The sequence below is a fragment of the uncultured Aquimarina sp. genome (assembly GCF_947496855.1).
In the GTDB taxonomy this organism is placed as follows: domain Bacteria; phylum Bacteroidota; class Bacteroidia; order Flavobacteriales; family Flavobacteriaceae; genus Aquimarina.
Window position 1 is genome coordinate 547,328 of sequence record NZ_CANMED010000002.1, and the last position, 13,805, is coordinate 561,132.

Sequence of the window (13,805 nt, forward strand, 5' to 3'; positions counted from 1 at the left end):
GCGAATGGTTTTATTCTTTATAAATTTTAATAGTTTTTTGTTCTTTATTCCTTTTAGAAAAGATACTTAGCAAGTACATTCCTTTAGGAAGATCATCTATGGCAATCCCTGCTGTGATATCATTTGTTTCGGATTGAAATGACTTAAGCACTTTCCCTTCAAGATTTATAACTTTAATTGAAAGTGATTCATTCTTGATATTTTCAACAAAAAATGAATTAGATACAGGGTTAGGATATACTACTATCGATTCCATAGTTGTTTCTCTACTTCGATTTTGATCACAAGAAACATTTCCAAAATCAAAATTACCGTTACAAAATAACCATTCTGAAGAACCACATCCTGTTCTACTGGAGTAATCTTCCGTTTGATATAAGGTGTTACAAATTTTAATCCAATCGATATAGGCATTTAAATCGCAGGCACTATTATCATCATTCACAAAAGCTATCTTAATGTTTTGGCCTTCTTTATAATTAGTATACCGATACACGTCAATATCATTGGTTAAAGTAAATTGGGTTACTGATTCATTGTCCAAAAGAATTTCTATTTTTTCACCAGAGCAATTTCCTTTTGCTCCTACTTCTAAAACTTGTGTAACCCCAATATCTTCTGAAACACAATCAATATTGGGTTTATTTAGATTACTAAATCGGTTGTTCCAATTTCCTCCAACAGCAGTTATATATACTTGAAACTGATATTTATCAACTCCAATAGGTGTATCTTCTGGTATGGAAACTGGTACTTCAACGGTTTCCGAACCCCTAGAAACTCTAATTCTATTAGTTTTATAAACGGTGTAAGGGCTAGAATCTAGTTGAAAAACAATTGATATATCTCTATTCTCTTTTGCCTCATATGATACTGTAATATTAGTTTCTTGCCCGAGAACAACTTGATTTGGTACTAATGTAGAGATAACCTTATCCTCTAATGTAGTTATCATTCCGTCAAATTCCTTAGCACCTATATCAATTGATAATCCAATAACAGCTCCAAATCCCACATTAATGCCAGTATCTATAGCTGGACTGTTAGACTGTAGGTCCATATCCTGAATAGGGAAACTATTATTCCTTGTAGGAGTAAATAATTTTGCAGAAGCTCCATCTGTATTAAATGGATTTGATGTAGTGGCTAATAAATTGGTTTGCGATTCATTTAATGCTTGAATACTTTTCAACTTTGGATCTGCAATAAAATCATTAGAACTTAACGGTTCTGGATTTCCAGTTGCGTTCCAATGTATGTTTTGATCGTAGCTTATATTTTCATCCTGATATCTTGATATTGTTGTTTTTGAAACATTAGAATTATATAAAATATTATTCTTTACACGAGCATTTTTTACTCTTCCTATTGACAATTGAGAATCCCCAACAGCAATTGGATATGCAGGATTAGAAATACGGGTACTTTGCGCATTATCAAATAAGGTATTGTTATAGACATCTACATTATCACTAGAAAATACATTTATTCCTTGTCCGCCATTGCCATAACAAACATTTCCGATCAAAAGTGTTTTACTGCTATAAGGAACGCCATTTTCTTTTTGATCCTGGATATGATCATCGACGATAATTCCATTACCATCCGTAATTCTATTACCTCCTCCTAAAAACCCTCTAAGATTCACATTATATCTAGAAACATTATCTTTATAAATAATTCTATGGTTTGGATATTCTGAAAAGCTACTAACATTCAAATTTGCAGGTTGATATGATGAAATTCCACTATTTCCATTTCGACTTTGGAACGCACAATGTTCTACCAAATTCCCTTCTATTAAAACCACTTCTGATCCACCAATGGCAATTCCATTTCCGGGAAAATCGTGTACATAATTATTACGAATGATAATATGATGAGAACCATTATCTATTCCAATAGCTCTTCTTGCCCTCCACAATTCTATTCCAAAAGAAGGATTGTCAATCATTCCTTTTACATCTTGATTAGCTGGAACAAATTCTAAATTTTCTATAATTACAAATGAAGATCCTAACAGATCGATTCCTTTTACCGAAGCTGAAACTATTACAGGAAACTTTCCTTGTTCATCTGGTACTCCAGAAAAGGTAATATACTTTTCTTCTGATCCAGAGATAGACATAAAAATTTCACTCCACGGACTATCGTTTTCACCTGTGTATGTACCTGATAAAATTTTCACAGTATCGCCTTCGCTTACAGAGTTTACTGCTTTCTGAATTGATCTAAAAGCTACATTTTGATCTAATCCTGAGTTAGTATCATTCCCACTCTGAGAACTTACGTAATACGTTATTTGTGCACTTGCATAAAATCCAAACAGCATACTAAAAACTATCATTAATTTTATTTTTTTCATAATCTTATATATTGTAACCAATTTATATACTAGCTATAAAAATAAACACCAAGCATAATAACTTGGTGTTTATTTTCTACCTAACTAATGATTGTTTATGATTATTTTTTTCGTCTCTGATGTTTTAGTGATTCGATCATATATCTTTAGTATATAAAACCCATCATTTAGACTTTCTGTTAAAATAATTTTGGTATTGGACACTTCCGTTTCTTCGTATACCTTTTTTCCTTCTATATTATAAATTGCTACTGAATACAATTCAGAACCTTTTACAGTAATCTTATTATCAGTAACAGGATTTGGAAATACATTGAATATTTTTTTGGTGCCTTCATTTGGAATTTTATTGCCACAACCTGAACTACCAAAATCAAAATTACCGTTACAAAATAACCACTCTGGATTTCCACAACCCGTTCTGGAAGCAACCTCCTCTGTTTGATATGTTGTATCACATACTTTAATCCAATCTATATATGCATTTTTATCACAATTATTTATACTGGCATCATTTACAAAAGACACTTTTATGTTCTGATTATTTTCATACCCAGTATATGTATAGACCGCAATGTCACTTTCCAAAGACCATTCAGACACCTTTTTACCGTCAATTAATAACTGAATTTTTTCGCCTCCACAGTTTCCTTTTGCACCTATTTCAATAGTTCCATTTTGATTTGAATTGGTATCGCTTCCAAAATTAATATAACCATTACAATGAATAACTTGTGTAAAACTTCCTCCGCCGCAAGTTTCATCCCAGGCACCCGTATTTTCTTCCCTTGATTCTGCTTGAATTCTTTCTCCATCAATTTCTAACCAATCGATTTCTACATCTCTTCCTATATCGTCGTTAATAAAAGCTACTTTAAAGTTTCCTGTCGTCTCAGAGACCGAAAAATTATAATTAACAAAGCTATTAGTAAGTGTTATAGCATTATCAATTGACGCATCATTATAACGTACTTCAATTTTTGAATTATTAGCTCCTTTTGCTCTGACTATTACATTTCCTGTATTTTCGATACAATCAATATTTATTTTAGAAATAGTATGCAATCTTTCGTTCCAATCTCCACCTTGAGTTGTAATAAAAACCTGAAATTTATAGTCATTATCAGCCACCGGAGTATTTGTATCAATAGGAATTTCTAAACTGATAGCATCTGTACCTTCTGAAACATTTACTCTTTTTGACCCATAAACAGTATAAGGACTTTTATTTAATTGAAAAACAGCTACAATATCTCTACTAACACTAGAAGAATATTCTATTTCAACAAAAGCCCTCCCTCCTTTAATCACCTGATCAGGAGCTATTAATGACTTAATTACATCTTCATCCGTTCCTCCTGTATCATCACAGGATGATGGCGGTGTATTCACTGCTCTAAAATGATCTCTATTCCATTTTCCTTCGGCAGTAAGATCATTATTATAATTCCAATTTCCATTTGGACTCGCTGACCTGTTAAGAGATGAACTAATTTCATCTTTATTACTTAATGACCACTTACAATAACTAATATCATTAGTATCCATCCACTGTTCCCAAAGATTCCATTCTGCAGCATCTAGATTGTTGTTAGGTCCATAATTAGTACCAACTCTTCCGCACTCCGTCATAAACAATGCTAATCCCTTATTAATTGCATAATTAGCTTTATCTCTTAATGATTGTTTATGTGCTCCAGCGTATGCATGAATTGTATACGCAATATTACTTACAGGATTGTTATTACTATCTGTAGTTAGAGGATTATCTGCCGCAGTATCTACCCTTTGCGAATAAAATGGAGTACCTACTACAATAATATTATTGGAATCATTTGCTCTAATTTCTGCAATCACTTCTCTGGAGTAACTTTTTATCTCATTCCAAGTCCCTACATGATTATTATACTCACCAATAGGTTCATTCCATATCTCATAAATAATATTCGGATATGCTCCATACTCTTTAGACATTTGTTTAAAAAAAGTTTTAGCTTCTTCTTTATAATTAGGATGAGCGTGAAAATCTATAATAACATAAACCCCATGTTCTATTGCAGCATCCACTACTGCTCTAACCTGATTTACAGAACCTACAGGATCATCAATATAATCTCCGCCACTTCCGCGAACACCCATTGCTGCTCTCACTATTTCTACTTTCCAATCATCTCTCAACCATTTTAACGCATTACTATTCCAATACTCGTCTCCTTCCCATTGATGCCAGAAATAACTCATCCCTTTTAATTGAGTAGTTCTATTACATTTGTCCTTTATTTTGGTCCCTTCTACTCTTAATTGCCCATGTCTTTCCACAATTGTTTGTGCGGATAACTGAAACATCATGAATAGTATCATCACGATCATTAATAGGTCTATTTTTCTCATAATAAAGATTGATTTGTGTTAGACACCTAAAATAGCCTCTAAAACAATCAATGGAAATGCCCAATTTGATGAACTACCATTCTCAATCAATAATTGACCTCTTTTAATTTGCAATGCGTTTTAATAAAAGAACAGAAAAAATACTAAACCAAGAATTAAGAGTATTTTCGAATGATTAATTGGATTTTTGATAAATAAGAGTCTCCAAACAAATTAAGATGCACCAATAAATAGTACAATTGCCAAATTTCAAGTCTCGTTTTCCAACCTTCTATTAGTGGAAAAATCTCATTATAAACTCCAAAAAGTTCTTGATCAAAACCTCCAAACAGATGCATCATAGCAATATCCATCTCTCTAGGTGCATATGCTACTGCAGGATCTATCAAACAAGGATAGCCATTAACAGCACTAATAAAATTTCCACTCCAAAGATCCCCATGTATTAAACTTGAAGCTTCACTTGGAATTTCTGCTTTCGTATTTTCATAAAAAGAATCTAAGTTTTTAAAAGAAAAGCCTTTTTGCATAGCTAATGCAAATTGTGGTTGTAATCTCTGAGCTATATAAAACTCAGAAGCAGAAGAATATTTAGAATTATATTGTGGCAAACTACCTATGTAATTATCGCTTTCAAAACCAAAACAAGATTTGCTATTCTTATGTAATGTTGCCAATTTTTCGCCAAAGACAGACCAAAAATTCTTTACTTTTTTTCCTTCTTCTATATAATCTAGCACCAAAAAAGTAATATCGTTATGCTCTCCAAATTCTAACACTCCTGGTATTATAAAAACACCTACATCCGTCAATTCTTTTAAACACCTTGCTTCAGCTTTAAACATCTCTCGGAACTTAGAGTCGTTGTTAATTTTAACTACTACTTCCCTATCATTAGTGGTTAAAAGAAATACTTCGTTAATATCCCCTCCTGACAAAGGGTTTGTAGAAATAATTTTCTCAGAAAGAAGATTCTCTAAATGTTTTATGAATTCTTTTGATAGCAAATAAAAAATTACTTCTTCATATACGTTAAATATGTAAATGCATATTTGTGTCGTTCATCCGCTCCGTGAAGTTCTTTCTTATCAACAGCCCATTGTTCCGCATCTATTTCCGGAAAAAAGGTATCCGCTTCGAATGTTCCATGAACTCTAGTAAGTTCGATACAGTCAGAATATTTCATTCCTATTTTATAAATCTCTCCACCACCTATAATAAATGGTTGTGGATCATCTTTTGCAATTTTTAGAGCTTCTTCCATAGAATGGACTACGATAGCACCATCTGGTTTATAATCCTGATTTCTAGTAATTACTACGTGTACACGATTTGGCAAAGGCTTCGGAAAGGATTCAAAAGTTTTACGCCCCATAATAATATGATGTCCCGTAGTCAGTTGTTTAAAACGTTTAAAATCATCAGGTAGATGCCAAACCAGATCATTGTCTTTACCTAATGCATTATTTTCTCCAGCCGCCGCTATCATTGTAATTATTTGATCATACTCAGGTACTAAAGGTTCATCCATAACTTTTGGTTGTTGTTGCTTTATGAATTCTTCTTTCTTTTTAACTAATTCATCTTTTGGATACATCTGGTCTACATCCTTTTGAATTAATGCAATTTCATCTTTTTGTTTAGCTATCAATCGCTCCATTTGATTACTTGTCCATTCAGCTCCCATGAACTTGTGAAACAACCATACATTACAAAAATGTAAAACAAACAAAAATGCCCAAGAAGCAACAACGATCGTACACCAGTCTATACCAAATAATGTAATCTCTTTACCAATACCAACTAATAGATTGAGAACAACCAAAAACACAGATCCAACTAAAAACACTATAAAATGCTGAAATAGTCTTTTCTTTTGAACAATCCGTTTACGAGCATGTTCATATAATTCACGCTGTACAGGATCAATTTGTGGAGTTTCTTTTCTTTTTGAAAACATTTTAATAGTACCTTAGTAATGCTTGATTAATTATCCAAGTAAATATAAAGGTTTTACTAAAAAGCCGTAAAATAACTTATGAAGAATTTTAAAAAAGAATTTCCCGTATTATCACAAAACACATATCTCAACACAGCATCCTCTGGTTTATTATATGATTCTTTATTAGATTATAGACAAGAACACGACCTTGATTTTCTAATTGGAGGAAGCATGTTTAGAGACCATCAAGAAAAACTTTTGAATGCCGTAAGAAAAGCAATTAGTTCCTTTTTAGGCTGTAAATTAGAAAATATAGTATTAACACCAAACTTTTCATTAGGCTTTAATACCATATTAAACGGATTAGAAAAAAATCAAAAAGTACTTCTTTTGGATGGAGATTACCCTTCTATAAACTTTTCGACAATTACTAAAGGATTTGATGTATGCTATGCTAAAGTCAATACATTATTAGAGGAAAATATTGAAAATGCTATCTCCACGTATAATCCTGATATTTTCGCTTTTAGTTTAGTACAATACACCAATGGGATAGCTATTAATCTTGAATTTCTTAAACAGTTAAAACTAAAAAATCCAGACCTTATAATAATTGCTGATGGTACGCAATTTTGTGGAACTAGAGTTTTTGATTTTGATTCTTCAGGAATTGACATTCTTGGTTGTAGTGGTTACAAATGGTTGTTAGGAGGTTATGGTAACGGATTCTTATTGTTTAAAGAAGGTATTCTTGATCAAATCACACCAGATACTTACAGTAAAGCTGCCGCTACTAGTAGTTATGATTCTTCTTATACGAATCTAAGAGCCAGATATGAATGTGGGCACTTAGATACTTTTAACTTTAGAAGTTTACAGTTTTCTTTGGAATTTCTATCCAAAATTGGTCTTCCTAAAATTGAAGAAAACATGCAAGAACTAATTAATTATACAAAAGCGAAATTAGTTGCTTTGAACTTACTAGAGACAGATGTAATAGAAAGAGACGATCATAGCTCTATTTTCAATATAACAGGAACTAAAGAATTACATAATTCTCTTAAAGAAAAAAATATTATTACTTCTCTAAGAGGAAACGGAATAAGGATAAGCTTACATTTTTATAATACCACCGATGATATTGACATCCTATTAAAACACATATAAAAACTTTTTCTTCATAAGTACTCTATTTCCACATAAATTGTAGAAATAATACGAACAGTTATTACATTAAAATATGCAATAAGTGATTCTCTCTCTGATTTTAAAAATGACACGATTTTTTGAGGTAAATAAACAGTTATTATTAAACTGATTACCAACCACAAAGTTATAATAGATAACTACAAATTAGTACTAACCAAATATTGCTTTAGTATATCTAAATACATTAACAAAGAAGTACCTTTCTTATTATAACAATAAAACCAAACGGATTACCCATTTTTCCTTAAATCGTAAACACAAAATATCATGAGAAAACTCAACTTATTACTCACTCTATTATTTTTATGTATTTCTTTTTTAACCACTTCTCAAGAAGTACCTATATCAAATATTGACCCAAGCAATATAATTGCTAAAGTCATTGGGAAAGAAGATAAAATATTACATATGTCTGCTAATCTGGTAGTAGATACTCCAGAAGAGTTATTCATTCATATAGATAAAGCAAAAGAAGCAGGAGCTGATACCGTTTTATACTCTGACACTAAACTAAACTCTTATGGACTCAATGGAACCGCTGGATCCAGATGGGATGAAAGAATCCAAGTATTAGTTGATGGGATTAAAGAAAGAGGAATGAAATTACATTTTATTACTATTTCTATGGGATTTGCAAGCTCACTAATAGCGTCCGACCCTAACTTAACAACTGGATATCCTATTAAAAAACAAAAACTAAGAGCTGCGAATGGAGAACTTATTCCTGTTAACTCATCTAATATTTCTAATGGAGGGTTCGAAGATTCTGAAGGTAATCGAGCTATAGGATGGAGATTTCAAGATGCAATAGGAGAGCGCACTTTTATAGATACTAATATCAAAAGAAGTGGGAATGCTTCATTTAGAGCAGAAGCGACTGGTAACAAAGATTCTAGAATTTTTACGGAATTTGATGTACAACCTTTTCATCAATATACATTGCGATTCTGGATCAAAACCGAAAACTTATCCACTAGAAATTTGGCAGCACTTATAAGAGATGCAAACAACACCAATCGTACACTTACTAATTTACATATATCCTTACCAAAAGATAATGGAGGACGTCAATATTATAATGGAACGAACAAACTTACCACAGATGGTTGGGAAGAGGTTCGTATAGCATTTAATAGCCTAAATGCTAACAAAGTAGATTTAGCATTGGCGGTTTTTGGAGGGATAGAAGGGACTATTTGGTGGGATGATGTTTCTATTATAGATACGCCAGTTCTAAATTGGATTAACAGAAATGACCTTCCAAAATCTATAAAACATAGTAATGGACAAGCACTTTCTTTTGGTTCGGATGTGAACTTACCAATTGATGAACAACTAGGGCAATCAGGATTTTCTGGAGCATTTGATACTCATCATCAAGCACCAAAAATAAACATCGAGAATACTGCCAATATCAAAGAAGGTGATATTGTAGAGATTTATGGATATCACGCGTTACCTACTGCTGGAGGTCAGATATCTGCATCATGGAATAATCCAGAAATTTATATGAGAATGCGTCAAATACATCAGAGATTACAAACTGATTTTCGTCCAGACGGTTTTCTATTAAATTACTCAGAAATCAGAACAGGTGGATGGGAACCTTCAGATATACAAATTGGAACTTCTGGAGCAGCTTTAGCTAACAGTATTAAACGTGCTTTTGATGATCTTTTTGCGGTTGCGCCTGATGCTTCATATTATTTCTGGAGTGATATGATAGATCCCGAACATAATGCGATCGCAGATTATTATCAAATAAATAATACTTTAGACCAATCATGGGTGACAGTAAATCCAAATAAAGTTATACTTGCTACCTGGTGGGAAGGTCAAAAAATTATTGATAGAGGTACAAAATCACTTAAGTTTTTCTCTGATTTAGGTTTTGAACAGGTTGTAGGAGCATTTTACGATGCTGATGTTAATTTAAATTTTAATCAATGGCAAACAGCTTCACAAGGAGTAGAAAACATTATTGGATCTATTTATGCTACTTGGGTCAAACCACGTAACTTCACACAAATAGAAAATTTTGGTAATTTATGGTGGCAAGGAGAGGATAATGAAATTGATATTACCGGTAAGCTTTGGAGATTAGAAAACAAAGCCACTAAACATTGGATACGAACAAAAGGATGTGCAAGCGACTATAACGAAATTACACCATTAGTTGTTACTTCTACTAATAATACAGGAAACTGTACAATGTTTGATTTTATACCTACAGATGATGGATATTACTATTTACAAAATAAAGGAACCAATGGAAGGTATAGACCAAAAAATTGCAGTAATACCGCTAATGATTCTATCGAAATAGTTCAGGTTGGGTCTGGTTCTTTTGGATGGTGCGAGCAATGGAAATTAATAGAGACTGATGAAGAAGGGTATTTTAGGATCCAAAATAGACAAACAAATAATTGGATAAGATCTCAAGGCTGTTCTGCCAATACAGATGAATCCATTCCTATCACACAAGTATCACAAGAGTACACAGGCAATTGCACTAAATGGAAACTAATTGATGCAAGTAATCAAGTTAACAGAGATTTTATAAGTACTAATACCGAGGATATAAAACTATTCCCAAATCCAGTTAGTAATCAAATGTCCATACAGAAATCGACAAGTAATACAAACAAAATTGTAGCAATCAATATTTATGATTTACAAGGAAGAAAACAAATAACAATTGACTCTCAAAAGCTCATAACAGATAGAAACAACATTGAGGTATCACATTTAACTAACGGTATATATATATTATCTGTAGACTATCATAAAAAAGAAACTCAAAATTTAAGGTTTATAGTCAGCCATTAATAGTATTTATAATTTTGTGCAATGCTATAATTCTAAAAAACCATTATAGTATCAAAATACCTGTTTAGGTTACAGATACTATATCGTTATCGTTAATATTTAATTGTTAAATGTTGATTAAATTATTGAAAATCCGTGAGTTTACACTTTTATTTTTTAATGTTTTGTGGTAATTTCCCTTGAATTTTATGAACCAAGAATTAATTTTAAACTAAAATTATGGCAATAACCAAACAATACTTAAAGTCAAAACCTATCTGTAAAGTTACTTTTTCTGTTCCGGCAAAAGAAGCGACTAATGTTTGTGTAGCAGGAGAATTTAATGAATGGAACACTGAAACTACAGTATTAAAAAAGTTAAAAAATGGTACGTTTAAAGGAACTTTGAACCTACCGAAAGATCAGAAATTTCAATTTAAGTATGTTGTAGACGGACAATGGACTAATGAATCAGAGGCTGATGGATATCAGTGGAATGATTTTGCAGCTGCAGAGAACAGTTTACTTGTACTTTAATAAAAAAAGATTTGGGGTTGTAGCTACTATTCTACAACCTCAATACCCTTCCAGAATGCCACGTACCCTTTTATTTGTTTAGCCAGATCACTAGTTTCCGGATAATACCAAGCTGCGTCCATATTTTCTTTACCGTTTACTGTAACAGTGTAATAGGATGCAACTCCTTTCCAAGGGCAGTTAGTATGAGTCCCACTTGATTTAAAAAATTCTTTTTTAATTGCTTCTGGTGGAAAATAATGATTATTTTCAATGACCTTTGTATCATTACTTTCTGCAATGATTTCATTATTCCAAATTGCTTTCATATTTTTATTTTTTTGATCAAAAAAACCTATTCCGATTTTTTAAAAACGTAATTTTTATAATACTCATTTTCATCAGTAAAAGCACCTGTAATCTTAAATCCTGACTCCTCTGCTAACCACTTAACTGTATCATCATCGTACTTCTGAGAAATCTCTGTGTGGATACTTTCCCAAGCTTCAAAATGCACTTGCAACGACAGATAATCAATATCTACAGTTTGCTTTTTTGTACTTACAAGGTAACTTTTTGCCGTTCCCGTTTCTGGATCATATACCTCCCAATGAATAAAAGAATCCAGATCAAAATTACCTTCAAGCTCTTTATTGATTCTTGCTAAAACATTTTTATTAAATGCTGCAGTCACACCAGATTTGTCGTTATAGGCGTCTAAAACTTTCTGCGGATGTTTCTTTTGGTCAAAACCTATAAATACAAGATCATCTGGATGCATTACAGCATTCAACTTTTTCAAAAACTGAATAGCTCTTGGATGTAATAAGTTACCTATATTGGATCCAAGAACCATAATTACTTTTTTACGGTCACTAATATCTTTTAGCCTATCTAAAACTTCAAAATATTCTCCTATCTGACCCTGCACACTAAGATTCGGTAATTCTTTAAAAAGATTTTTAACCAATCCGTCGATTGCATTTTCACTAATATCTATTGGATGATAGGTAACCGTATATTTTCGATCAAGTAGTTCCCTAAGTAATACCTTTGTTTTTTTACCATCTCCAGCACCTAATTCTACAAGATCAAAACCCTCTTTATGAGTATCAAAACTCTGTAGAATATTAGTTTTATGTAATTGAAAAATATCATATTCAGCATTAGTAAGATAATATTCTGGTAAATCCATTATCTTTTGAAAAAGCTTATCTCCTACTTCATCATAAAAGAATTTAGAAGATAAATATTTTGGAAAAGTCGTTAGTCCTTCGTGTACTTCTTTACCGAAAGTACAAGTTAATACGTTTTGATCTTTTGAACTCATGTATGGGGATTATTTATTTTTTACTAATCGCAATCCATTAAATTGCCATCTTAGCTGCGGGTGAAAAAAATTACGATACGTTGGCCTTGTATGATTTTTAGGAGTAGCTATAGACCCTCCTCTAAGGACTTTTTGATTAACCATGAACTTGCCGTTGTACTCGCCAAGTGCGCCAGGAGCTTTGGTATAATTAGGATAAGGTAGATAAGCACTTTCGGTCCACTCCCATCTTGATCCCCAATCAAAAAATTGCTGTGCTGCTTCCCATTCAAATTCCGTAGGAATACGCTCTCCCTTCCATTGAGAAAAAGCAAATGCCTCATAATAAGATATGTGTGTTACTGGAGCATTAAGATTTAGAGTTTTCAATCCTCTTAAGGTATATTGATGATACTCCGCATCAATTTGATGCCAGTATAATGGTATTTTTATATGATTATTCTTTATCCAATCCCAAGCTTCTGCGTGCCATAAAAGACTATTTTCATAGCCATTATCATCAATAAATTCTAAATATTCTTTATTTGTCACAAGACTTTTAGCTATGCTATATTCTTCTAGAAACACTTTATGAACTCCTAATTCATTATCATAACAAAAGTCATTTCCTTTATACCCAATTTCATATATACCCTCGCTCATAGTATGATACTCTAAAGAAGATTGGGTATTAGGGTTTTCGTTAAAAGTATCATTATACTTAGGCAATAATGGATTATTCCCTAATATATATTTAATATCTGTGAGTAATAATTCTTGATGTTGCTTCTCATGATGGATACCTATCTCTACAAGAGATCTAATTTCTTTACTATCCACATCCTCCAATAAAGAATGTAAATTATTAGTCACATAATCTCTATACTCGTATACTTCACTAACAGTAGGCCTAGAAAGATTTCCCCTATTAGTTCTTATCACACGTTTACCGATACTTTCATAATAACTATTAAAAACATATGCGAAATTATCGTGAAACCGAGAGTAACCTGCTTTATATTTAGATAGAATAAATTCTTCAAAAAACCAAGTAGTATGACCTAAGTGCCATTTTGGAGGAGAAACATCTACTATAGGTTGAACTACGTAATCTTCTGTCTGAAGTGAAGCACAAATTTCTTCTGAATGAGCCCTAGTATCTAACAAAGAAGAAAGTAAATTATCAGTTATTACCATAAAAAAAGAGTGTACTCGATTTACGAATACACTCAAATTTAATGATTTTTATCTTGACACTACTTTAT

10 protein-coding genes are annotated in these 13,805 nt (G+C 32.2%); 3 read left to right on the plus strand and 7 right to left on the minus strand.

The window, feature by feature from the left end; all coding sequences use genetic code 11:
• Positions 1-10: 10 nt before the first annotated feature.
• The 4 genes from Q0921_RS08340 to Q0921_RS08355 form a co-directional block, all read right to left on the minus strand.
• Positions 11-2,365 (minus strand): T9SS type A sorting domain-containing protein, encoded by a 2,355-nt coding sequence (locus tag Q0921_RS08340; RefSeq protein WP_299255860.1) that lies wholly within the window; start codon positions 2,363-2,365, stop codon positions 11-13.
• Positions 2,366-2,449: 84 nt separating this feature from the next.
• Positions 2,450-4,756, minus strand: a complete 2,307-nt coding sequence (locus Q0921_RS08345) for a cellulase family glycosylhydrolase (RefSeq protein ID WP_299255861.1) — start codon at positions 4,754-4,756, stop codon at positions 2,450-2,452.
• Between the two features lie 155 nt (positions 4,757-4,911).
• Complete coding sequence (locus Q0921_RS08350) at positions 4,912-5,763, minus strand: fructosamine kinase family protein (protein ID WP_299255862.1); 852 nt, start codon at positions 5,761-5,763, stop codon at positions 4,912-4,914.
• 8 nt (positions 5,764-5,771) lie between these two features.
• Positions 5,772-6,716: a dihydrofolate reductase gene (locus tag Q0921_RS08355; RefSeq protein ID WP_299255863.1), complete on the minus strand. Its 945-nt coding sequence runs from the start codon at positions 6,714-6,716 to the stop codon at positions 5,772-5,774.
• Between the two features lie 78 nt (positions 6,717-6,794).
• On the opposite strand from Q0921_RS08355, the gene Q0921_RS08360 reads away from it, so the two are divergent.
• From Q0921_RS08360 to Q0921_RS08370, 3 genes are all read left to right on the plus strand, one after another.
• Complete coding sequence (locus Q0921_RS08360; protein ID WP_299255864.1) at positions 6,795-7,865, plus strand: aminotransferase class V-fold PLP-dependent enzyme; 1,071 nt, start codon at positions 6,795-6,797, stop codon at positions 7,863-7,865.
• Positions 7,866-8,174: 309 nt separating this feature from the next.
• Positions 8,175-10,736 carry a T9SS type A sorting domain-containing protein gene (locus Q0921_RS08365; RefSeq protein ID WP_299255865.1) on the plus strand — a complete coding sequence of 854 codons (2,562 nt, stop codon included), beginning with the start codon at positions 8,175-8,177 and terminating at the stop codon, positions 10,734-10,736.
• A 219-nt stretch (positions 10,737-10,955) separates the two neighbouring features.
• Entirely contained in the window at positions 10,956-11,252 is a 297-nt protein-coding gene (locus tag Q0921_RS08370; RefSeq protein ID WP_299255866.1) for an isoamylase early set domain-containing protein, read from the plus strand.
• Positions 11,253-11,278: 26 nt separating this feature from the next.
• On the opposite strand, the gene Q0921_RS08375 is transcribed toward Q0921_RS08370, so the two are convergent.
• From Q0921_RS08375 to egtB, 3 genes are read right to left on the minus strand one after another with little or no spacing between them, the layout of a single operon-like run.
• Entirely contained in the window at positions 11,279-11,560 is a 282-nt protein-coding gene (locus tag Q0921_RS08375) for a DUF427 domain-containing protein (protein ID WP_299255867.1), read from the minus strand.
• Positions 11,561-11,586: 26 nt separating this feature from the next.
• Complete coding sequence (locus tag Q0921_RS08380) at positions 11,587-12,561, minus strand: L-histidine N(alpha)-methyltransferase (protein ID WP_299255868.1); 975 nt, start codon at positions 12,559-12,561, stop codon at positions 11,587-11,589.
• Between the two features lie 9 nt (positions 12,562-12,570).
• Positions 12,571-13,737, minus strand: coding sequence for an ergothioneine biosynthesis protein EgtB (gene egtB, locus Q0921_RS08385; protein WP_299256133.1), 1,167 nt, complete (start codon positions 13,735-13,737; stop codon positions 12,571-12,573).
• Positions 13,738-13,805 lie beyond the last annotated feature (68 nt).

Bases quoted from the DNA above. Each gene is read 5' to 3' on its own strand.
- Q0921_RS08340 (WP_299255860.1), bottom strand. From the start codon at position 2,365: ATGAAAAAAATAAAATTAATGATAGTTTTTAGTATGCTGTTTGGATTT.
- Q0921_RS08345 (WP_299255861.1), bottom strand. From the start codon at position 4,756: ATGAGAAAAATAGACCTATTAATGATCGTGATGATACTATTCATGATG.
- Q0921_RS08355 (WP_299255863.1), bottom strand. From the start codon at position 6,716: ATGTTTTCAAAAAGAAAAGAAACTCCACAAATTGATCCTGTACAGCGT.
- Q0921_RS08360 (WP_299255864.1), top strand. From the start codon at position 6,795: ATGAAGAATTTTAAAAAAGAATTTCCCGTATTATCACAAAACACATAT.
- Q0921_RS08365 (WP_299255865.1), top strand. From the start codon at position 8,175: ATGAGAAAACTCAACTTATTACTCACTCTATTATTTTTATGTATTTCT.
- Q0921_RS08370 (WP_299255866.1), top strand. From the start codon at position 10,956: ATGGCAATAACCAAACAATACTTAAAGTCAAAACCTATCTGTAAAGTT.
- Q0921_RS08375 (WP_299255867.1), bottom strand. From the start codon at position 11,560: ATGAAAGCAATTTGGAATAATGAAATCATTGCAGAAAGTAATGATACA.
- Q0921_RS08380 (WP_299255868.1), bottom strand. From the start codon at position 12,561: ATGAGTTCAAAAGATCAAAACGTATTAACTTGTACTTTCGGTAAAGAA.
- egtB (WP_299256133.1), bottom strand. From the start codon at position 13,737: ATGGTAATAACTGATAATTTACTTTCTTCTTTGTTAGATACTAGGGCT.